Genomic DNA, 21,807 nt, shown 5'->3' with positions numbered 1-21,807 from the left:
CCGTTGTCTCGGGTATCCGGTGCGGGCGGCCAGCACGGCTGCGCCCCCAGCGAATGCCCGATCAGGACCGCGATTCCGTGTCCGGCCGACTCCCGGCAGATCCGAGCGACCGCCAACCGCGAGCCTACGAACTCGATTTTTCTCCTTCGCCTGGACATCCCGGCCCTCCACGCCCCGAGGCAAGGCAAAGCAGCGATATCAGCCCTCTGGGCTGAGCAGGCCGAAAGGAACTGTACGCATCGCGCGATCTGGTGACTCAGGCGACTGTCAGTGCTCATCCGCACCGACACCCGCCCTTGCCGGAGACGGCCGCGCCGACAGGGGTAGGGATGCCGCGGTAGCGATACGCTGACACCACAAGTCTTGGAATGAGACGCGCCCGGGGCATCGCGCAATCTAGTGATTGATGAAGGACTCGCCGACCTCATTGCGTGTCGGCCAGTGGCCGATGGTCATCACGTGATCACCCGAAGATGTCCATCCGCGTCCGCAGGTCGCACCTGTCGCTCGATGACGCGATGGGACTCAGCGTCGCGGACCTTGCGCATGATCTCGGCCCGCGGTAGGCACGAGAAGATTCGGCCGGCCGGCTCGTGCACGGTTCAGCCGTCCTCGTCGGCGCCGATGCCTCGCTCGATCGACAGCCGGGTCAGCTCGACCCGCGAGTTGATACCGAGCTTGGCGAAGATGTGCTTCATATGGGTGTTGACGGTGTGCACGGACACATAGAGCCGGTCGGCGATGGCCCGGTTGGTGAGCCCCTCGACGACGAGCGGAATCAGTTTCTGCTCGGATTCGGTGAGATCCCCCCGCCCTTGGGGTCCGACCGAGGAGCTCCGCACGGGGGCGGTACGCACGCCGAGTCGGCGAAGACGCCGCCTGATCCGTTCCTGATCACGGCCGGCTCCCGAGGCCGACGCCAGCCGGCCCGCCTCTTCGAGGCACGGGATCGCCTGTGTCGTATCGGCCGATGCCGCCATGAGCTCGCCGAGGTCCTCGCAGGCCCCTGCCAGGGCCAGCGGCCTGCCACTGCTCCGGTAGCCGGTTACGGCGGTCTCCAGTGCACGGGGGTCGCGGTCGAGCAGGCCGTCCACGTGGGCGCGGACCGCTCCGATGATCCGCCGGGTCTCGTTCTGCACGGTCAGGCTGCGCAGTGCGCCGGACACGGCCTGGCCGAGCGAACGGTCCTCTCCACTGAGGGCGATACGCACGATCGTCGGCCAGTGGGACGGGGCGAGCGCGAGCAGCCGGGTCGGCTCATTCCGTGCGAAGCTCGCCTCGAGTGCCGCCGCCGCCTTGCCGCCCTCGCCCTCGGCATCCGCCAGACAGGCGCGCGAGAGGGCCACCCAGGGACCGTACCGCTGGACGTTAGTGCCGGAACCGGTTTCGGCGGCGCGGAGGTGGTCCGCGGCCTTGGCGAGGTCACCGCGTCTGATCTCCACCAGCGCCAGTACGGAACGGGCCTGCGGATTCACCGGTGTGACCTCGAGTTCGTCCGCCACCATGAGACTGGCCTCGGCCTCCACGGCCGCGTCGTCCAGGGCTCCCTGTTCGAGGAGTGCGCAGGCCCGTGCGGCGTGCCAGTGGGACAGTGACCAGCCGAGGCCCAGCGCCTCCGCTTCGCGCTGTCCCTCCCGCAGGATCCGCTCGGTGTCGGCGAGCCGGTCGGTGACCGTCAGCACGGTGGCCAGCCACAGTGCCGGAATCCGCGGGGGACGCAGGTAGAGCGCGGCGGGCTGGGTGGCGGCGCGGCGGGTTGCCTCCTCGGCGAGTTCAAGGGCGCTGTCCAGGTGCCCGCGGTAGAAGTCCGCCTGTGACTGGAACACCATGGCGCTGACGATGACGGCCGGGTCGTCACTGCGGTAGGAGGCCTCGACCAGCCCGGTCCCGGTCTGCTCGGCGGCGGTGACGTCCCCCAGGTAGACATGGCCCGTGGCCTTGGTCTTCAGCAGCCGGACCCGCAGGTCGGACGGCAGCCCGGGAAGGCCGAGGGCCTTCTGGAGGTGCGTCATCGCGGCGGCGTCGTCACCCGAGGCCTGGTGGATCTCGGCGGCCACCAGGCGCAGACGGGCCTCCTGCAGGGGTTCGAGGCCTTCCGGCAACGTGGCGTCGACCAGATCGAGCGCCTCGTGCACCCGGCGGGTGCGGCCGAGGTACTCGGCGGCGTCGGTCAGCAGGGCGATACGGCGCCCGTCGTGCGGGGACAGCAGGCCGGCCACCCGCTGGGCCAGATCCGCCGCCGCGTCGGGAGCCGACGACGACATGTCCCGCACGGCGGTGGTCATGGTGGTCACGGCATCGTCGTCGACCGGGCCGCCCGACATGACGACGTGCCATGCCACCTCCGCCGGCCGTGCTCCCGTGCCGCGCAGGCTCTCGGCCGCTTCCCGGTGCAGGGCGGTCCGCACGGCCAGGGGCAGGTCGTCGTGGACCGCCTGCCGTGCGAGGTCGTGGCGGAAGGCCAGCCGTGGGCCGTCGCCCGAGAGCAGACCGGCGTTCAGCGCGGCTTCGACACCCGACAGCAGGCTGCCGACCTGCCTGCCCAGCATCCGGGCTGCCGTGCCGAGGTCGAATTCGCGGCCGAGGACGGATCCGATCTGGAGCAGGCGCACGGCGTCCTCGGGGAGCCGGTCCACGCGCGCGGCGACACTGCGCCGGAAGCTGACCGGGATGCCGTCATGCAGAAGGCTCGCCTCACCCGCCTCCATCCTGCCGGCATCCGTGTCGCCGAAGGCGCGTACCAGTTCGATGGCGAGAAAGGGATTGCCCGCGACGCCCCGCAGCAGTCTGGCCAGTCCGGGTGACGGCGTAACCCCGAGGACATCGGCCGCAATGCGCTCCAGATCCTGCTGCGGCAGGGGGCCGAGGGTCAGCCATCGGGCTCCCAGGCGCTCCAGGTCCTCCCGCACTCTGGACACGATCAGCCGCTCGGTGTCCGACCGCACCGCCAGCACCCACAGGATCCGCGAGGCGGCCAGTCGTCCGGGCAGGGTGCGCAGCACGAAGAGCGTGGCGGGATCCGCCCACTGCGCGTCGTCCACCAGCACGGCCACCGGAGCGCGCTGGGCTCGGTCCTCCAGAGCGTCCGTGATGCTGTCCAGCAGCCAGAGCCGCTGGTCGCCGGCTTCCGCGACGGCCCGGTGGGAACCGTCGGAGGATTGCAGGGCGGCCTGCAGGGCTGCTCCTGCCGCGTACTGGTCGAGCTCGTCGGCCCGTACCGAGACCACGTCGAACCCGGACCGCCGCGCCATCCGGTCCAGCTCCGCGAGGAACCGGGTCTTGCCGGCGCCGGCGGCGCCCTCCACGACAACACAGGCGCCGCGTCCGCCACGCACCACGTCCAGCGCCTCACGGGCAGCCGTGACCTCGCGGTCCCGTCCCCGCAGGCGCAGTCCCGTCCTGTCCTGGTTCCCGCGCCCCTCGGCCCCGTCGCCGGTGGGGTCTGTGCTGTGCATGGGGCCCAGCATGGCGCAGGGCTCATCCGCCCTCAACGTCAGTTCAGCCGTGACCGCCGCTTTCACCCGGGTGAAAGCGGCGCCGGCGCCGTCGGCTCACCCTGTCGCGACGCATGCTCCGTGCCATCCAGATCGCTGTCCCCCGGAGAGGAGCACGACATGCGTACCGGCAAGGAGTACCTTGCGGCGCTGAACGACGGTCGCAAGGTGTGGGTGGGAGACGACCTCGTCGACAACGTGGCCACGCACCCGAAGACCCGGGCGTACGCCCGGAGCATCGCGGCCTTCTACGACCTTCACCACCGGCCGGAGCTCCAGGACGTCATGACGTTCGTGGACGAGGACGGTGTGCGGCGGTCCATGACCTGGTTCCAGCACCGTTCCAAGGACGACCTGCGGCGCAAGCGGATCTACCTGGAGACGGTGCAGCGGGAACTGGGCGGCGGGGCGGTCCCGCGCACACCGGATGTCAACAACTACGTCCTGCTGACCTACGTCGACGACCCGGAGCCGTGGAGCAGCCAGTCCGTCGGGGCTGACGGGAGGGACCTCACCGAGGGCATCCTCGATTTCTGGAACGAGGTACGGAACGGTGACCTGAACGCGACGCCGGCCTTCGTCGACCCGCAGGCGGACCGCTCGCGCGATTCCGCACAGGCCGAATCCCCCGCCCTGCGGGTGGTGGGCACCTCCGACGAGGGCATCACCGTACGGGGCGTGAAGGCCATCAGCACCGGCGCGGCCTTCGGGGACGTGATCCACATCGGCGTCTTCTACCGCCCCGGCATCGTCGCCGAACAGATCATCTACGGGGCGGTGAAGCCGAACACCCCCGGGGTCACCGTCATCTGCCGCGAGAGCAACGTCCGCGACGGTGAGGAGGTGGAGCACCCGCTCGCCTCGCAGGGTGACGAGCTGGACAGCATCATCGTCTTCGAGGACGTCCTCATCCCCTGGAACCGCGTCTTCCACATCGGCAACCCGCAGCACGCGTCGCTGTATCCGCAGCGCGTCTTCGACTGGCTGCACTACCACTCGCTGGTGCGTGCAATGGTGAAGGCCGAACTGATGCTCGGTCTGGCGCTGCTGATCACCGAGCACATCGGCACCTACCAATTGCCGCCGGTCCAGGCACGGATCGCCCGGTTCGCCGGCTTCCTGCAGACACTCAAGGCGCATGTGATCGCTTCCGAGGACGAAGGGTTCTTCACCCCCGGCGGCATCCACAAGCCGAACGTCCTGATGTTCGACTTCGGGCGGGCGTACTACATCGAGCACATCGGCGAGATGGTCCACGAGCTCATCGACCTGGCCGGCCGGGCCGCGCTCATCTACCCCACCGAGGGGCAGTGGCAGCGGCCCGAACTGCGCCCGTGGCTGGAGGCGCTGCAGACCGGACCGGTCGGCAGGCCTCATGACCGGCTGAAGATCAGCCGGGTGATCCGCGACATGTTCCTGTCCGACTGGGGCGACCGCATCAGCGTCTTCGAGAACTTCAACGGCACGCCCCTGCTGGCCATCCGCACCCTCACCATGAAGCGCGCCGAGATGTCCCCGAACGGTGCCATGGCCGACCTCGCCCGCAAGGTGTGCGGCATCGAGAACGTGAGCGAGGAGGAGTCCGCGTACCAGGCCCAGGCGAACTACGCCCGGCGCCAGGACGCCTCACGCCAGGACGCCTAGGGGCAGGGCGTCCGGGGGCAGGACGCCGGGGCCCGTGTCACAGCACACCGCACTGCCGGGCCCTGGCGACCGCCTCGCTTCTGTCGTGTGCGTCGAGCTTGCGGAAGATCGCGCGTACCTGTGTCTTGACGGTGTTGTGGGACACATAGAGCTCGGAGGCGATCTCACGCAGTGTCAGCGTGCCGCAGAGCGCACGCAGCACCCGGCGCTCACCGAGCGACAGGTCCTGGGGGCGGGGCGCAGCGGCGGGCACCACGGTGTCCTCGCCGGCCCGGCCGAGCAGGTCCGTCAGCAGTCCGGGCGACTCGCACCGGGCCACCGCTCGTTCGGCGGCCTGCCGGGACTCTCGTGCCGCGTCGGGTGCGCGCCGTGCGCTCTCGAGCCGTGATCGCATGAAGTGCCACAACGCACGCACATGGGGTTCGCCCTCCGTCCGGGGCGAGCCCGCCAGCGCTGCTTCCGCGTCGGCGAGTACCGCTTCCGCCTCATCGACGAACCCTTCTTCGAGGAGGAGCCCGGCCCGGCCGATGTACGCGGGAACAGAGACGAAGTGGCGGTCCAGGCCGAGCGTCGCGACCTCTCCGAGGGCCTCGTCGCTCAGGATGCGTGCCCGTTCGTGCCGTCCGGCCAGGAGCGCGCACACGGTGCGCAGACCCAGCGTGCGGACGAGCGCCAAGCCGTGCCCGGCGGCCTGCGCGTCGCGGGTCGCCTCCCCCAGCAGCGCCTCCGCCTCCTCGTATCTGCGGGTCCACAGGAGAGCGGCGCCACGGGCCGTACCGGCCAGCGCCCGCCAGGAAGTCAGCGGAAGGGTGCCGGCGACGGCGGACTCGCCGAGACGGTCGGCCGTCAGGACCTCCCCCAGCAGACAGCACGCCACGGCCTGAGCAACGGCTGCCGCATCGGACACCGTGCTGCCTTCGCCGACCGTCTGCCGCCCCGTCTGCCTCAGCCGGGCCACGTCCAGCCAGCGCCGGGCCGTTTCCGGGGTGCCCGCCGAGAGCGCCGCCATCGCCGCCACGACGCACAGTCTCGCGTCGGCGGCCACCGTGCGCGGCGGCAGCAGGTCCAGCCACTGCGAGACCTGCGCACCGCGGCCCGCCGAGAGCGCCTTCTCCCAGCCTTCGAGGACGGACGCGACGGCCGCGGACTCGTCGCCGCCCAGCATCCAGTGCCGTACGGCCGCGGTCGTGTGCCCCTGCCGGGAGTACCACTGGGCCACGGACCGGTGCAAGGACACGATGGTGTGCGTCGCTTCGGCCTCGAGGACCTCGGCCAGCAGCAACGACAGTGCCCGGTGATGCCGGTATGCCGACGGCTCGGCGGCGACGGGCACGAGCAGTTGCACGGTCCGTGCGAGCTCGTGCAGCAGGACGCCGGCCCGCTCCCCGACGAGGGCCTGGCACGGCCCGACGCTCAACTGGTCGAGCACGCTGGTGCGCAGGAGGAACCGGCGCTGTTCGGTGGTGAGCCGGTGGAGGACCTCGGCGGCCACGTACTCCGTGACCGCTCGCCTGCCCCGGGCCATGGCCCCCTTGGTGTCGGCCTCGTCCGCCGAACGGGCGAGCGTGCGTCCCACGAGGCAGAGCCCCGCCGCCCATCCCTCGGTGGCTTCGTACAGGGCGGCGGAGATCTCCGGGGTCGGGGCGGATCCGAGCAGTTCGGTGAGCACTGCCCGGGCCTCCTCGGGGGTGAAGGCCAGGTCGCGCTGGTCGAGTTCGGCGGTCAGGCCCCGGGCGCGCAGCGTCGGAAGAGGGCTTCCGGGGATGTGCCGCGTCGACAGCACGATGCGGAAGCCGTGCGGAAGTCTGGTCAGGAAGTCGGCCAGGGTACGCATCGCGTCGGTGTCCGTGATGGATTCCAGTCCGTCGAGGATCAGCGTGAGCGGCCCCGCCGCGCCCAGCCCGGTCACCAGATTCGGCAGGATCTCCTCAAACCATGCGTCGACCCTCCACTCACCGTCATCGAGGTGAGCGGGCAGTTCGGGCCGTGCGTGGCGCAAGGCCCCCAGGATGCCCGCCCAGAGCCGGTCCGGGGCGTTGTCATGGGCGTCCAGGCTGAGCCAGGCGAACTGGCCGTGAGCCGCCGAGCCACGCGACCACTCGGTCAGCAGTACTGTCTTTCCGGCACCGGCCGGCGCGGAGACGACCACCACGGGCTCGGTCGCCACGTCCAGCCGGCGCAGCAGACGCGGGCGGGACAGGAGATGCGGGGGCTGGGCCGGAGCGCGGAGCTTGAAGGCTGGCACGGAGCTGGTCATGGCTCTTTCCGTGGAGTGGTCGGGACGAGCGGAGCCCCCGACGGCCGTGGCTCGCCTCGCGAGTCGGATGTCGGGGGCGGTGGCGGGTATGTCATGGGGCCCGCAGCGGCTCCCTTCGAAGGCCTGCCAGGGCTAGAGCGCAGCCCTGAGCGCGCCGAAGCCACCGGCGAAGTGGAGCAGCGGCCGACTGTCCGCCCGGTGTGAGCAATAGCGGACGTCACCCACGAAAATGGTGTGATCACCGCCGGGAAGCGCCTCGGCGACTTCGCACACGACGGCCGCGATGGCGTCCTTCAGCACCGGCACGCCGTAGTCGTCGATGGTCTCGACGCCCGCGAACTTGTCGGGTTTGGAGGCGGCGAAGTTCCGCGCCAGCGGCTCACCCTCCTCGCCAAGCACGTTGACCGCGAAGCGGCCGTGCTCGACGATCGCGGTCCTGGTGTAGAGGTGGTTGCTGATACACACGAGTAGCTGGACCGGGTCCAGCGAGAGGGCGGACACGGCGCTCGCGGTCATACCGATGGGCGTGTTTCCGGAGCGTGTGGTGATCACGCTGACACCCGTGGCGAGCCGGCTCATCGTGGCTCGGAAATCGACCGTCATGTCGAGGATTTCAGTCATCGGAACCTCCGTGGGAGTCGGGAAGGGTGTCGGTCTGTTGCACGGGGTTAGGGAATGGCTCCCGGTCGCGATGGGCGTGAGGACGGACGTGTCGTTCGAACAGGCCCGAGGACGTAGGCGGCTGCCTCGTGACGTACGTGAGGTCGTCGGGCGGGCAGGTCGCCTCGCGCTTCGCCGAGTCGTCGGCACTCGTCCGTGGCAGTCCCGCACCTGGGACTCGCCCACGCCCTGCGGAGCGGAGTTCCGGCGACCGGGGTGACGTGTGCGACGCCGGCCGCTCCGCCGGAGAGGGCGGGTTCCTCCCGCGGATGCCATGGCCGATCGCGTCTGCGCGTCGACGAGTTCAGACCGCGGGAAGCGGTTCGAGGACGAAGGTGCGGCACAGCAGGGTGTACGGCACGTCGGTCAGCCCGCGGCAGGGACCTTCGTCGGGCGCGTACGTGTCGTAGGCCTCCAGCAGCGACTCCTTGACCCCGAACACCGGATCCGTGTCCAGGTACGCGTCGTCGGACGGGAACAGCATGGTGGTCACCCGCTGGAATCCGGGGGCCTCGATCAGCAGGTGCACATGGGCGGGACGCATCAGGGACCTGCTGGTCGCGCTCATGAGTTCGCCGACCGGGCCGTCCCCGGGTATCGGGTAACTGGACGGGCGGATGGAGCGGAAGCTGAAGTGTCCCGTCTCGTCGGTTCGGAACAGCGCGCGCATGGCCGGGTCGACCTGACCGGGCACCTCCATGTCGTAGTGGCCGTCCGCGTCGCTGTGCCAGACGTCCACCGCGGCAGCGGCCACGGGCGCTCCCCCGCCGTTCACGACCCGTCCCTCGAAGAACAACGGGACGCCGGGCAGTCCTTCGGAGATGTCGGCGCCGTCGGTGTGCCGCGGCCTGTCCTCCCTGAAGTAGGGGCCCAGGACGCTGTTCTGAGTGGCTTGGGCAGGGCGCTGACTGCCCAGGGCGTCGACCAGCATCGTGACGCCCAGCACGTCGGACAGCAGGATGAATTCCTGCCGCGTCGGCGTGCATGTGTGCCCGGTGCGCGTCAGGAAGTCCACTCCCCGGGCCCACTCCTCCTCCGTCAGTCCGACCTCTCGGACGAAGGCGTGGAGGTGCCGCACCATTGAACCCAGGATCTCCGCGAGCCGGGGGTTCTTGGTGTCCCCCATGGTCGAGATCACGGCTCCGGTGATGGTGTCGCTGGTCAGATCACGCATGGCGTCCTCCTGTGGTGAGTGAGTGTCCGGTGACGGAGTCGGTCCGGGAGTGGGGGCGGCCCGGTGGCATCTACGGCGTCTCCCCGGCCCAGGCCCGGGTCAGGAAGGCACGGACGGTGCTCCGGTCCACGGGACGCGGATTCCAGTAGCCGTCGCGCACGACGAGTTCGGCCGCCCGGTCGATCCCCGATTCGGGCATGCCGAGGTCCCGCAGTGCCCTGGGCGCGCCGAGCCGCCCAGCGAGGTCGTACAGGGCGGTCGCGGGGGCGTCCCCCGGCAGTGCCTGCGCGATGCGTGCCATGGCCTCGCCGGCCGCCGGGGCGTTGTAGGCGATGACGTGCGGCAGGACGACCGCGTGGGTCTCGGCGTGCGGAAGCCCGAAGGTGCCGCCCAGCACGTGGCACACCTTGTGATGCAGGGCCATGCCCACCGTGCCCAGACACGTGCCCGCCAGCCACGCTCCGTACAGCGCGTCGGCCCGCGCCTCCCTGTCGTCCGGATGCCGCACGACGAGGGGAAGCGACCGGGTGAGGGCGTCGAGTGCTTCACCCGCCATCAGGAAGGCGACCGGGTCCCGGTCCTGTGCGTAGAGTGCCTCCACGGCGTGCGCCATGGCGTTGATGCCGCTGACCACCGATATCGCCGGCGGGAGGGTGAGCGTCAGGTCGACGTCATACACCACCGTCCTGAGCAGGACTTCCGGTAGCCGCCGGGTCGTCTTCCTGCGGCTTTCGGTCTCTCCGAGGATCGGTGTCATCTCCGAGCCGGCGTACGTGGTGGGCAGCGCCAGCTGCGGAAGGCCGGTCCGTGCGGTGATCGCCTTGCCCAGGCCGATGGTGGAGCCGCCGCCGATGGCGAGCACCGCGTCGGCTCCCACGGACCGGGCGTACGCGACCGCCTTCTCGGTGACCTCGACAGGGGTGTGCGGGGCCGCCTGTGCGAAGGTTCCCGCGGCTGCCGCACCCAGCAGTCCGCCGGTCTGAGCGGCCTGGTCCGCCTGGTCGGGCGTGCACAGGACGAGCACTCGGCGGCATCCGAGAGTATCGACCTCTTCGGGAATACGGCTGCGGGTACCGCTGCCGAAGACCACCTTGGTGATCTGTCCCCGATGCACGAATTTCTTCACGATGATTCCCTCGGTCCTGCGGCTCCTTTGATGAAAGGAAGCGTCACCACCGGGACGAAGTGCGTCAACGGAATCCATGGGGGATAACGCGGATCGGCGCCGGAATACCCAGTTCACGCGACATGCACCCCTGCACCTCGCTGGGGGCGGCCTCCGATATCACTCATCTGCGGGATGCCCGCGCAGGACGGGGCGTTGGACCGTGTTCGCATGCGTCGGCCGGGGCAGACGCGTGGCAAACGGGCCCGTCTTCGGCGGATTCACTCCCACGATTCCCATAATTCCCGAAAGCCGTGACAGGGTCCGGGCGAATTCTTGTTCACTCCCTTACGGAAACGGCGTTCGGCGGCTCCGCATGGGCGAAAGGCAGAGTGATGGAGATGGCGGTTCGGATGTGCCCGACGGCGCGTCGCTGGCAGCGGGCGGGTTCGGGTGGAGCGGTGTGCCGAACGTGTTGATCCAGGCGCTGTTCGACCGAGGGGTGTCGGGGCTTTCGGTCGTCTCCAACAACTGCGGTGCGTTGGGGTCGGGGCTGGCGGTGCCGCTGGCGGCGGGCCGGATCGGGCGGGTGACGGGCTCGTACGTCGGGGCAAACAAGGAGTTCGCGCGGCAGTATCTGGCCGGGGAACTGGAGGTGGAGCTGATCCCGCAGGGCACGCTGGCCGAGCGGCTACGGGCCGGAGGTACGGGGATTCCCGCCTTCTACACCCCGGCCGGGGTGGGCACGCAGGTGGCTGACGGCGGACTGCCGTGGCGGTACGACGGCTCGGGCGGGGTGACGCCGGCCTCGCCGCCCAAGGAGGTACGGACCTTCGACGGCGTCGCGTATGTACTGAAGCGCGGAATCCGTACCGACTTCGCGCTGGTCAGGGCCACCAAGGGCGACCGGCACGGCAACCTGGTGCTCAGCAGGTCGGCCCGCGACTTCAACCCGTTGGCCGCGATGACGGGACGGGTGACGGTCGCCGAGGTGGAGGAGCTGGTGGAACCCGGCGCGGTCGATCCGGACTCGATACATCTGCCCGGGATCTTCGTGCAGCGGGTGGTGGCGCTCACCCCGGAGCAGGCGGCGGACAAGAAGATCGAGCAGCGCACGGTGTCGGTGTCCGCCGCGCGGAGACCGGTGACGGACTGATGGCCTGGAGCCGTGAGGAGATGGCCGCCCGGGCTGCACGCGAGCTGAAGGACGTCAGCTACGTGCTGGAACTGAACGAGGCCTTCGCCGCGCAGGTCCTGGGGTGCCTGGTCGAATGGCCCGGATTCGATCCCGCGATCCTCAATCCGCAGGGCGCCGCCATCGCCCTCGGGCATCCCCTCGGCGCCTCCGGCGCCCGCCTCGCCGGCACCGTCGCCCACCAACTCGCCCGCCGCGGCTCCTGCACCGGCATCACAACCCTCTGCATCGGCGTCGGACAAGGCTTCGCTCTGGTCCTCGAACGCTGACGACGACATGCCTTGACAGTACGCAGAGAGGCGCCCACGATGAAAACTATGGAAACTAATCTAGTTTCAGGAGTTTCCGCAGACGACAGGCAGCGCGCCGAGGCGATCGTGGAGGCAGCCGGCCGGTTGTTCTTCGCGCCGGGCTCGGCGCGGGTGAGCATGGACGATCTCGCGCGTGAGCTCAGGATGAGCAAGAAGACGATCTACCGTTGCTTCCCGGACAAGCGCAGCCTGCTGGCCGCAGTGCTCGACCGGCAGTTCGCGGCGGTGCAGCGCACGCTGGTGGCGGCGGCCGAGGACGCGGAAGGGCAGCCGTTCAGTGTGCGGGTCCAGCGGTTCCTGATAGCGGCGGGCACCGAGCTTGAGCGGATCGGCGCGGCACAGCTCGCCACGGGGCGCGGCGGCGACGCGATGCTGCGCCGGTACGTGGAACAACGTGTGGACGCGGTGATCTACCGGCGTGTCGACGAGTTGTTCCGGGATGGTCACCGGCAGGGAGTGCTGTCGGCACCGCCCGAACTCCTCGGTGAGATCACGCGCGGCGCCTTGGAGCGGCTGTTCACCTCCCGGCTGCCGTACGAACTGGAATGGACCGCGGCGGATCTGCTGCGGGCGACCGTCGACACCGTGCTGTACGGGGCGATCCGCTCCCCCGGCGCCGCGATCGACGGCGAACGACGACTCGGGGCGGTCATTCCGACGGCCCGCGACGACGAAAAGGAGGTGGGCCCATGACCGGGACGACCGGCAGGGTGGCACTGGTGACGGGGGCCAGCAGCGGAATCGGTGCGGACACCGCACGTCTTCTGGCCGCGCGTGGGATGCGCGTGGTGGTCAACTACCTCAGCAGCGCCAAGGCGGCCGAGGAAGTGGTGGCCGATGTCGAGGCCGCCGGCGGCCAGGCCATGGCCGTGCAGGCCGACGTGCGCGAGGTGGCGGCGGTCGAGAGCCTGGTGGAGCGGGTCGGGGCCGCATGGGGCAGCATCGACGTACTGGTGCACAACGCGCTGATCCCGTACGTGGTCAAGTCGTTCCAGGACATGACGTGGGACGAACTGGGCGGCAAGATCGACGCCGAGATGCACGCGGCCTTCGCGGTCACCAAAGCCGTCCTGCCCGCCATGACCGAACAGGGCTGGGGGCGCATCGTCTACATCGGGACCGGCCTCAGCCGCCGGCCCCGGGAGGGCATGATCGCGCTGGGCACGTCCAAGGCCGCCCTGGAGCAGTTCGCCCGGTACCTCGCCCAGGAACTGGGCCCGAAGGGCATCACCGTCAACGTCGTCGCACCTGGGCCGGTGGAGACCCGTACCACCGAAAACCTGCTGGACGACGCGACAAGACAGCGGCAGGTGGCAGCCACTCCCCTGGGCCGCCTGGCACACCCGGCCGACGTCGCCCAGGCGGTCGCCTTCTACGCCGCCGAGGACAACGCGTTCATGACGGGCACCACGGCCGCGGTCAACGGCGGAATGGCCATGTACTGACGCCTCGCCGACGCCCCGGCACGCGGGGCCCTTCGGTCCCGGTCCGGCCGACGGCCGGACCGTATCCGGTACACCGTCACCCGAGCCAGGAAGCCCGGCTACCGCGGCGCCCGCCACGGGCCCGGCCGCACGACGGTGACACGATCAAGGACAAGCACTCATGCACACGATCGATCTTGCCTACGTCGGACGGGGCCTGCACGAGGAACTGGCCGCCTACATCGCCGACCAGGAGGACTTCTACGCCGCCGAGGGCGTCCATGTGGCACTGCGCGACGGCTGCACCTGGGACGAGGAGCGGCTGCGCCGCTGCGCCACCATCGGGCTCGGCCGGGCACTGCTGTCCCGGCTGACCGACGGCACCCCCTGGGTCGGGCTCAACGTCAACACCCACCGGCCGCTGTTCTGGTTCCTCGCCCGCTCCGGCCTGACCTCACTGTCCGACCTGGCCGGCCGGCGGCTGGCCGTACACGCCCCGCACACTGCACCGGGATGCTTCACCAGGATCGTACTGCGCAAGGCAGGCCTCGACCCGGACCGTGACATCAAGACCCTCGTCCGCCCGCCCGGCGACTACGGCATGGACCTACGCCGGCTGCGCGACGGCGAGATCGACGCCGCGCTGGTCGGCAGCACCATGGCACCGGAGGCCGTGGCCGCCGAACACGGCTGGAATGTACTGGCCTGGATCGGAGACCACTTCCAGATCCCCACCGTGGGCCTGGCCGTCGACCCCACCTACACCGACCCGGACGGCCCCGCCGTGCAGGCCGTCCTCCGCGCGCACCGGCGCGCCCTGCAAGTGATCCACAACGACCCCGACACCACGGTCCGGCACATGCGGACGTTCCTGGGCGGGCAGACGGCGGACGAGGCGCGAGCCCACTACAGCACCTACATCGCACCGCATTTCACCCTCGACGGCCAAGCCGATCCGGCCGTCGGCGACAGGGCGATCACCGCGGTCGCCGCCGAACTCGGCGTCCCTGCCGGCGTCACCGCGGCCGAGTTCTACCGCACCGCAACCACCACGTCCTAGAGGCGGGTTCACGAAACGGCGTCCATGAATCCGTGCCATGGACGCCGTTTCGCGGGTGCGGTCCTCCCTGTCCGTGAGACCGCCCGACATCGGTGTGGACGGGGTCCCGTGTGTGTCTCCCCCGCCGCGTGCACACCGCAAAGGGCATCTCGTTCGGCACGCCCGTCCCTACGGAACAGCCACCAAGCGCAGCCGCGACAGGCGTACGACACCGCGCACCACCAGCATGAGCCCGACGATCTGGAGTGCCAGCCACCAGCCGCCTCGCAGCCTTTCCCCGTAGAGGGTGACGCCCAGGGTAAGGCTCACCAACGTGTCTCCGAGCGTCAGCGCCGGCTGGGAGGCGACCAGGGGGCCGGACTGCATGGCGTTCTCCAGCAGGAACAGAGCACACAAGCCGAGTGCGGCGAACGCATACGTCTGCCATGCGGTGAAGAAGGCGGTCATGCCTCGAAGGCCGAGAACGGCGGTCGAGAACTTCATCAGCGCGGCCGTGAGGGAGTAGGCCACGGCCGCAGCCATGCCCAGACAGGCAGCGCGGGGCCGCCCTGTGGGGAGCTTGACCGCGATAGCGCACAGCACCGCGACCGTGACCAGACAGCACGTCATCACCGTCGTCCACCGCGATGTGGGGACCTGAAGAGTGCCGCCGGTCGGCGCGGCCGCGAACAGCGCCACGCACAGGCCGGCCCCCATGCCGGCGACCGGCAGCCAGCCGGCCCGGGTCATGGGGCGCCGGAAGACGAGGCTCGCGATGAACAACGCGAACGGCAACTCCAGCATGAAGAGCGGCTGTACGACCGCCAGCGCACCCGTGGCCAGCGCGGCTGCCTGGAACGTCGCCGAGAGGACGACCCCTGCGATGCCCAGCAGCCAGACCGGCGAGCGCAGCAGGTCCCACATCAGACCGATACGCAGACCGCCCGACTGGGGGACGAGCGTCGCGGCCCGACGCTGCATGACGGTTCCCAGAGCGTTGGTTGCGGCCGCGAGCAGCGCAAGGACCGGTGACAGCACGGTGAGCAAGATGGCCTCCTGTCGGCGAGCGGTCCGGTCGGTTCCCTGTCCGGCTCAGTGGCCCGCGAGGAATTCCGACAACTGGGCGTCCAGGTCGAGATGGCCGCCTTCCGTGCCGGGTGTCACCATCGCATCGGCGCGCCGCAGAAACCGCGCGACTGCGGGCCGTGGAAGCAGGAGTTCGGCCTGTCCGGTCGGCGACATGAGGCCGATCCGTACCATGTCCTGTCCACGTCGACGAGTCGGACTCAGGCGGACGTCGCCGGCACCCACGGGTCGGCGCAGCCCCTCCGCGAGAAGGTCACGGGCGAAGAGCCACTCGGCCATCCGACCGCCGCTCGGGCAGAAGGTCGCACGGAGGGCGTATGGATCACCTGCGTGATACTTCAATTCCGTGGGCACCGGAACGACCGACTCGTCCGGCATGACGGCGAGTGCGCGGAGCTCCGTGCTGGTGACCCTGCTACTGGATCTCAAGGTCTCTTCCTCTCTTCTCCACGGCTCTCCAGGGCTGTTGGCACATGGACTGGTCCAGGTCGGTACCGGCGTCGCCCTCCGGCCCGGGGCTGTCCCTGGCACCGGGTCGGAGGGCTGTCCGTGGGTGCTGCACCGCGCTGGGCGATGACAACTCGTGGAGGTCATGACGATGTTGTCGAGCAGGGACCTGTCAGGGCGCCCTGCGCGGTCACGCGGAACCCGGTCGAACCTCAGGCGCATCGGCGCTTGCGCCCACTGCCGGACCCGGTCCGCCGGGACGAGACGGTGCTCCTGGGCGTGACCCGTCAGCAGCGAGCGCAGTTGTCGATGAGCTCGGTGCAGTCCAGACAGCACCGTGCCGGGGACGGCTTGCAGCGCCGCCTTGACGTCCGCTTCGGGCAGGTGGTCGAACTCCTCGGTTTCGGCGGAGCGGTCGTCGCCTTGCGGTCGGTCGCGCTGGCTGCGGTGATGGTAGAGGAACGTGGTGGTGACGACGCGGTACAGCCAGGCCTTGAGGTTCGTGCCCCCGCGGAACTGGTGAGACGAGGCATAGGCCTACGCGTACGTCTCCTGGAGCAGGTCTTCGGCGTCGACGGGGCTGCCCGTCATGCGCAGTTCGGCCGTGAAGAGCCGGCACGGCCGCCTGCTCGGCCGAAGCCTCGGAGACGGGATCGATACGGGTCATGGTTCCTCCTCGGGGTGTTGCGACAGCCTGGTCTCAGCCGTCGATCCGGTGTGTACCGGCGGCTCTCGCCCCCCGTCACGGCGGAAGGCTCATGGATGGATGGCTCGTCACGTCCGCTCTGCGCGGAGCCACGCTCGGTGGCCGCTCTGCCCATTTTCCCAATCCCGTTTTTCGCATCCGCGGACCGCCGAACATTGTTTCCGTAATCACGACCGGTCTTTGTTGCAGCGTCTACGAGCAAACGGGGGCGTTCCCGCCACAGGCATGTTCCCCTGATTCACACCTCGGCGGCTGCAGCCGACTTCCACAATCCATTTAGCTGGCCTGTCACGTCATCGCGCGTATGGGGGATATCGGTAGAGAGGTGCCCGTCATTCGAGCATCGGGGCTTTCCCATAAGCAGTCGGCAAGGCCGAGGTGACCTTTCGCGTGAGATTCGATCAAGGGACAGGGACCCAGCCGCGGGCGGTGAAGCGACTGCGGGAGACGACCACTGCGACGGTCACCGGATCGGTCACGGCGGCGGCCAGGCCGAAGGTCACCCTGAACCGTCCGTGGTGGGCCGAGACCGCCGTCCCGCACTCCTCGGGCACCACGGATGTCGCCCACGCCTGGAGCGCGGAGTGCCACGGAGGCCGGTCGACGCGGCACACCGCCCCTCAGGGGCACCAGTGGCGGGCCGATGGCATCACCGGCGGAGACTCGTGTCCGGGGACGGCGTCCGCGCGGGAAGAGCCGGAGTGCGGGAGGGAGTGGAACCGCCGAGCCCTTGGGCGCCGACGACGACCGGATGCTGGCTGACGACCGTTGGGGGTGGATCAGTCAGAGGACGACGTGCCGGCGCAGGCGCATGTGCGCGGTCCTCTCGGCGTCGGCGAACCTGGCACGTCCTGCCTCGGTCAGTGTGACCTCGACCGTTCTGCGGTCTCTGCATCGGCGGTTGCGTTCTATCAGTCCGGCGGCCTGCAGGTTCTTCAGGAGGTAGGACATCCGGGTCGCTGATTCCTTGAGGAAGGCCGTCAAGCGGGTCACGGGCACAGGCCGACAGTCGGCTCCGGCGAGGGCACCGAGAACGAGGTAGTCGTGGAGCGACAGACCGTGCCGTGCCCGCAGCTCGCCGTGCAGGAGGCCAAGGCTCCACAGGATCGGTGGAGGCTGCCGTGCGGTGTCCGCCGGATCGAAGTCGGTCATGTTCGTTCCCCGGGTGGGTTTACCGGCCGCGGGCTCGCGGCCACATGGTCGCAACCAGGTTCCCCGCGTGGCCGATTGCGGGCCGGTGGGACGTGAAGCCCTCGGATCAGGACACCGCGTCGTCCGCGCCCGCTCCGCCATTCGGCGCCGGCACCCGCGGCCGGCCGTCTGGCCGATGTCCCGATATGAGGCTGATGTGGCCCGAAGGACCGTCCGTCCCCGTTCTCTCAGGGATCTACCGTCGTCAATGCGACGTGCTCGCAGAGGTTGGTCTGTGAAGCGGGATGCCGGATCCGGGGGTACGGAACACGCGGGGCAGACGGATGTCGGGGCTGCGTCGCGATCGTAGGGCTTCACACAGGGAAGAAGGCGTTCTACGCCATGGCCTCGCAATCAGACACCGCTCGAACCGTGCTTCACGGACTGGATTTCGGACTCAACGCATGGGTCGTGGAGGAGCAGCGGCAACGTTTCCTACGCGACCCGGGCTCGGTCGAGGAGACGTGGAGGGACTTCTTCGCGACCCCGGGAGTCCCGGCCGCCGCGGTGTCCTCGCCCATTGCGGCTGCGCAGGACACATCGCCGACCCGGCCGGTGGGCGCCGTCTTCGCCCCGGACCATGAGGACACCGACGAGGCGGCGCTCAGGGCCGTCCGGGTCGCGGCGCTCATTCACGCCTATCGCGTGCGCGGACATTTGACAGCCGGCACGGACCCGCTCGCGGCGCAGCCCGCCGCCCATCCGGAACTGGACCCCGCCGCGTTCGGACTGCACGGCGTGGACCCGGCACAGGACGTCGTCGTGGACGGGTTCGCCGGGCGTGCCGCGACGACGCTCGATGAAGTGCTGGGCGCTCTGCGGGAGTTCTACTGCGGCAGTGTCGGGTTCGAGTACATGCACATCCAGGACTCCCGCGAACGCCGCTGGATCCAGCAGCGCGTCGAGAGCCCGCAGCAGCGACCGGACCGTGCCCGGCAGCTGCGGATCCTTTACCGGCTGGGGGCAGCGGAGGCCTTCGAGACGTTCCTGCAGACCAAGTACGTGGGCCACAAGCGGTACTCGCTGGAAGGGGGCGAGTCGGCCGTCGTGCTGCTGGACGCCCTGCTGCACAGTGCCATCGAGGACGGTGTCGCAGAGGCCGTCATCGGCATGGCGCACCGCGGCCGGCTGAACGTCCTGGCCAACATCATCGGCAAGTCCTACGCCCAGATCTTCAGCGAGTTCGAGGACGCGGTGGACCTCGAGTCCGTACAGGGCTCAGGGGACGTGAAGTACCACCTCGGCGCGGAGGGCACTTACCACGCTCTGCAGGGCGGAACGATCGCTGTCTCGGTCGTGGCGAACCCCTCCCATCTGGAGATCGTGGGGCCGGTCACGCAGGGAGTGGTGCGCGCCAAGCAGGATCTGGCGGCAGAACACAGCGGGGCCGCGGGCGTCCTGCCGGTCGTCGTCCATGGAGATGCGGCGTTCGCCGGCCAAGGGGTGGTCGCCGAGACGCTGAACATGTCGCAGCTGCCCGGCTATGGCACGGGCGGGACGGTTCACGTCGTGGTCAACAATCAGGTGGGCTTCACGACTTCGCCTGCCAGCGGCCGCTCCAGCACTTACGCCACCGATGTGGCACGGATGGTGGAGGCCCCGATATTCCACGTCAACGGCGACGACCCGGAGGCCGTCGACCGCGTCGCGCGGCTGGCTTTCGAGTACCGCCAGACCTTCCACAAGGACGTCGTGGTCGATCTGGTCTGCTACCGGCGCCACGGTCACAGCGAGGTCGACGACCCGTCCATCACACAGCCGGTGATGTACGACCGCATCGATGCCAGGGCGTCGGTGCGCACCCTGTACGCCGAGGCCTTGGTGGCACGCGGCGACATCAGCGAGCGGCAGGTGGAGGGTGCCCGCCGCGACTACCAGGACCACCTTGAGAGGGCCTTCGCCGAGACTCGTATGCTGCCCGCTGCCCACCCCGCCCAGGATGTCCCTGGCTCCGGCACCGGTGCCGGACAGGGCACCGCGCCGCGCGCACCGCGCCGGGCGGTGACCGCGATCGACGAGGCGACGATGCGACAGGTGATCGCCTCGCAGGCCGACCTGCCGCAGGGCTTCGCCGTGCACCCACGCGTCCTGCCGCAGCTCCACCGGCGTACGCGGACACTCGACACCGGCGCGGTCGACTGGGCCACCGCGGAGATGCTGGCGATCGGTTCACTTCTGCTGGAGGGCGTCCCGGTGCGGTTGGCCGGGCAGGACTCCCGGCGCGGCACCTTCGGCCAGCGCCACGCCGTCCTGACCGATCGCCATACGGGTGCCGAGCACACGCCGTTGCACTCCCTCGGCCCGCGGGCCGCAGGTTTCGCGCCGTATGACTCGATGTTGTCCGAACTGGCGGCGCTGGCCTTCGAGTACGGCTACGCGTTGGCCCGCCCCGAAGCCCTCGTGCTGTGGGAGGCCCAGTTCGGGGACTTCGCCAACGGCGCGCAGACGGTCGTCGACGAGTACATCGCCTCGTCCGAGCAGAAGTGGGGCCAGCGCTCCGCAGTGACGCTGCTGCTGCCCCATGGTCTGGAGGGCCAGGGCCCGGACCACTCCTCCGCCCGGATCGAGCGCTTCCTTCAGCTGTGCGCGCAGGACAACATGACCGTGGCCATGCCCTCCCTGCCGGGCAACTACTTCCATCTGCTCCGGCAGCAGGCACTGGACGGCCGCAGGCCGCTGGTGGTCCTCACCCCGAAGTCGATGCTGCGGTCGAAGGCGGCCACCTCCGCCCCGGCCGAGTTCACCCAGGGCGGCTTCCGCCCGGTCCTGCCGGACGACACCGCGGACCCGGCCCGGGTGACGCGCGTGCTGCTGTGCTCGGGCAAGGTCTACTACGACCTCGACGCCCACCGGCACACCACGGGCTCGACCGACACCGCGATCGTGCGCGTGGAGCGTCTCTACCCGTTCCCCGAAGAGGAGCTGGCGGCGGAACTGGCCCGCTTCCCTTCGGGGGCGGACGTGCGGTGGGTGCAGGAGGAGCCGGAGAACCAGGGTGCATGGTCGTTCGTCGCGGCGCGTCTGCACCGGCTGGCGCGGCGCGCTGTGGAGTGTGTGAGCCGACCCGAGGCGCCTGCGCCCGCGGTCGGCTCGGCCCGCCGGCACGGTGTGGAGCAGAAGGCCCTCGTGGCGTCGGCCTTCCAGTGACCAGCGGCTGCCCGTCGCGGCGGAGACCAGCGGCGGCACCACCGGCAGCAGCCAGCCGCCGAACGCCGCGTCCGGCGTGAAACGGTGCCGCGTGATCATCAGATACGGAATCGTGCAGGCGGTGGCGAGACCCAGCACCGTACCGGCCGACCGCAACACCCAGTCCACATCCACCGCCGCACGCTCCCCGATCAGCCGCCGGCCGAGCAGCAGCGTCCCGGCCCCGACGGTGAGCAGCGCCATCGGCGGTGCCCCGAAGAACTGGGCCAGTACCGGATCGCCGGCATGCGCCCGCAGCGTCCGTTGCCCGACGTAGCTGCCGGCGAGCACGGTCAGCAGCAGCGCGGTCCCCGCCCAGACCACCGTGGCGGCCGCGTCGAGCCCGGGGAAGCTGCGCGGCAGGGCGGCGGCCGCCGCGGCGACGATCCCGCTGCCCATGGCGGCCGCGAACCAGCCGGGACCGAGTCGGCCCCGCTCCCTGCCGTTCACCTCGTCCGGCTGGTCGCGGACATGCACGGACGGTCTCGGGGACGGGCCGACCTGGGACGGGACCGCTCGGCTGGTACTGGCGTGGGGTGTACGGCGCGGAGTGCCTCTTCTTCTCGCGTCGGATTCGTCACCGCCCACGATCAGCGACGGTGACCGGCCGACCGGCCAGACCGCACCCGGCAGCTCACGGGACGCGGCCGAGACCGTCGTCCCGTCGGCGCCTTTGACGCTATGGCGAAGCACGGCTCCCGCCGCAGAACAGCACGCGCCATGACACCCTCACACCAGGACATCAAGCACCGTGGCGGCCCGCTGCCGAGTGTCGGCCGGATGCCCCGATGTCCTTGTCGGAGCGTGTTGTGGCCGCATATGCGGGCATGACGAGACAGCAGGCGACCGCTGACAACGGGTGAGACGCCGAAACCCGACGCCTCGATC

General features: G+C 70.0%; 14 protein-coding genes and 3 pseudogenes. 7 read left to right on the top strand and 10 right to left on the bottom strand.

The annotated features are described in order from the left end of the window. Nucleotides 1-602: 602 nt before the first annotated feature. A complete protein-coding gene (locus tag ACGFZQ_RS32805) occupies nucleotides 603-3,455 on the bottom strand; it encodes a helix-turn-helix transcriptional regulator (RefSeq protein ID WP_393843370.1) in 2,853 nt (950 codons plus the stop codon). A gap of 159 nt (nucleotides 3,456-3,614) precedes the next feature. On the opposite strand from ACGFZQ_RS32805, the gene ACGFZQ_RS32800 reads away from it, so the two are divergent. Then, a complete protein-coding gene (locus tag ACGFZQ_RS32800; RefSeq protein ID WP_393843369.1) occupies nucleotides 3,615-5,138 on the top strand; it encodes a 4-hydroxyphenylacetate 3-hydroxylase family protein in 1,524 nt (507 codons plus the stop codon). A 37-nt stretch (nucleotides 5,139-5,175) separates the two neighbouring features. On the opposite strand, the gene ACGFZQ_RS32795 is transcribed toward ACGFZQ_RS32800, so the two are convergent. The 4 genes from ACGFZQ_RS32795 to ACGFZQ_RS32780 all read right to left on the bottom strand — a co-directional run bounded on the left by ACGFZQ_RS32795 (nucleotide 5,176) and on the right by ACGFZQ_RS32780 (nucleotide 10,355). Then, nucleotides 5,176-7,395: a LuxR C-terminal-related transcriptional regulator gene (locus tag ACGFZQ_RS32795; protein WP_393843368.1), complete on the bottom strand. Its 2,220-nt coding sequence runs from the start codon at nucleotides 7,393-7,395 to the stop codon at nucleotides 5,176-5,178. 132 nt (nucleotides 7,396-7,527) lie between these two features. Further along, on the bottom strand, nucleotides 7,528-8,016 hold the full coding sequence (locus ACGFZQ_RS32790) for a flavin reductase family protein (RefSeq protein ID WP_393843367.1): 489 nt from the start codon (nucleotides 8,014-8,016) through the stop codon (nucleotides 7,528-7,530). A gap of 343 nt (nucleotides 8,017-8,359) precedes the next feature. Then, nucleotides 8,360-9,229: a dioxygenase gene (locus ACGFZQ_RS32785; protein ID WP_393843366.1), complete on the bottom strand. Its 870-nt coding sequence runs from the start codon at nucleotides 9,227-9,229 to the stop codon at nucleotides 8,360-8,362. 70 nt (nucleotides 9,230-9,299) lie between these two features. Next, nucleotides 9,300-10,355 carry a maleylacetate reductase gene (locus ACGFZQ_RS32780; RefSeq protein WP_393843365.1) on the bottom strand — a complete coding sequence of 352 codons (1,056 nt, stop codon included), beginning with the start codon at nucleotides 10,353-10,355 and terminating at the stop codon, nucleotides 9,300-9,302. Between the two features lie 355 nt (nucleotides 10,356-10,710). Between ACGFZQ_RS32780 and ACGFZQ_RS32775 the strand changes: the two genes are divergently transcribed. From ACGFZQ_RS32775 to ACGFZQ_RS32755, 5 genes and pseudogenes are all read left to right on the top strand, one after another. Further along, nucleotides 10,711-11,490 carry a CoA transferase subunit A gene (locus ACGFZQ_RS32775; RefSeq protein ID WP_393843364.1) on the top strand — a complete coding sequence of 260 codons (780 nt, stop codon included), beginning with the start codon at nucleotides 10,711-10,713 and terminating at the stop codon, nucleotides 11,488-11,490. 62 nt (nucleotides 11,491-11,552) lie between these two features. Continuing rightward, nucleotides 11,553-11,798 (top strand): annotated as a pseudogene (locus ACGFZQ_RS32770) (3-oxoadipyl-CoA thiolase); the annotation flags it as partial. A gap of 48 nt (nucleotides 11,799-11,846) precedes the next feature. Continuing rightward, nucleotides 11,847-12,533 (top strand): TetR/AcrR family transcriptional regulator, encoded by a 687-nt coding sequence (locus tag ACGFZQ_RS32765; RefSeq protein WP_393843363.1) that lies wholly within the window; start codon nucleotides 11,847-11,849, stop codon nucleotides 12,531-12,533. Continuing rightward, entirely contained in the window at nucleotides 12,530-13,285 is a 756-nt protein-coding gene (locus ACGFZQ_RS32760; protein WP_393843362.1) for an SDR family NAD(P)-dependent oxidoreductase, read from the top strand. Before ACGFZQ_RS32765 ends, ACGFZQ_RS32760 begins: the two co-directional genes overlap by 4 nt. 160 nt (nucleotides 13,286-13,445) lie before the next feature. Next, a complete protein-coding gene (locus tag ACGFZQ_RS32755; RefSeq protein ID WP_393843361.1) occupies nucleotides 13,446-14,324 on the top strand; it encodes an ABC transporter substrate-binding protein in 879 nt (292 codons plus the stop codon). A 168-nt stretch (nucleotides 14,325-14,492) separates the two neighbouring features. Here ACGFZQ_RS32755 and ACGFZQ_RS32750 read toward each other — a convergent pair whose 3' ends face one another. The 4 genes and pseudogenes from ACGFZQ_RS32750 to ACGFZQ_RS32735 form a co-directional block, all read right to left on the bottom strand. Beyond that, entirely contained in the window at nucleotides 14,493-15,341 is an 849-nt protein-coding gene (locus ACGFZQ_RS32750) for a DMT family transporter (RefSeq protein WP_393843452.1), read from the bottom strand. A 54-nt stretch (nucleotides 15,342-15,395) separates the two neighbouring features. Then, nucleotides 15,396-15,767: an SsgA family sporulation/cell division regulator gene (locus ACGFZQ_RS32745; RefSeq protein ID WP_393843360.1), complete on the bottom strand. Its 372-nt coding sequence runs from the start codon at nucleotides 15,765-15,767 to the stop codon at nucleotides 15,396-15,398. Nucleotides 15,768-16,088: 321 nt separating this feature from the next. Beyond that, a pseudogene (locus tag ACGFZQ_RS32740) lies at nucleotides 16,089-16,451 on the bottom strand (sigma factor); the annotation flags it as partial. Between the two features lie 874 nt (nucleotides 16,452-17,325). Next, the gene (locus tag ACGFZQ_RS32735) at nucleotides 17,326-17,694 is read right to left on the bottom strand and encodes a winged helix DNA-binding protein (RefSeq protein WP_393843359.1); all 369 of its coding nucleotides are present in this window, start codon (nucleotides 17,692-17,694) and stop codon (nucleotides 17,326-17,328) included. 381 nt (nucleotides 17,695-18,075) lie between these two features. On the opposite strand from ACGFZQ_RS32735, the gene ACGFZQ_RS32730 reads away from it, so the two are divergent. Next, nucleotides 18,076-20,880 carry a multifunctional oxoglutarate decarboxylase/oxoglutarate dehydrogenase thiamine pyrophosphate-binding subunit/dihydrolipoyllysine-residue succinyltransferase subunit gene (locus tag ACGFZQ_RS32730; protein WP_393843358.1) on the top strand — a complete coding sequence of 935 codons (2,805 nt, stop codon included), beginning with the start codon at nucleotides 18,076-18,078 and terminating at the stop codon, nucleotides 20,878-20,880. Nucleotides 20,881-20,892: 12 nt separating this feature from the next. Here the strand turns inward: ACGFZQ_RS32730 and ACGFZQ_RS32725 are convergent. Continuing rightward, a pseudogene (locus ACGFZQ_RS32725) lies at nucleotides 20,893-21,369 on the bottom strand (C4-dicarboxylate ABC transporter); the annotation flags it as partial. Between the last annotated feature and the right edge of the window lie 438 nt (nucleotides 21,370-21,807).

The organism is Streptomyces sp. NPDC048254, from assembly GCF_043201895.1.
Classification (GTDB): domain Bacteria; phylum Actinomycetota; class Actinomycetes; order Streptomycetales; family Streptomycetaceae; genus Streptomyces.
The sequence above is the reverse complement of the archived record's forward strand: the minus strand, read 5'-3'. Positions and strand labels throughout refer to the sequence as shown.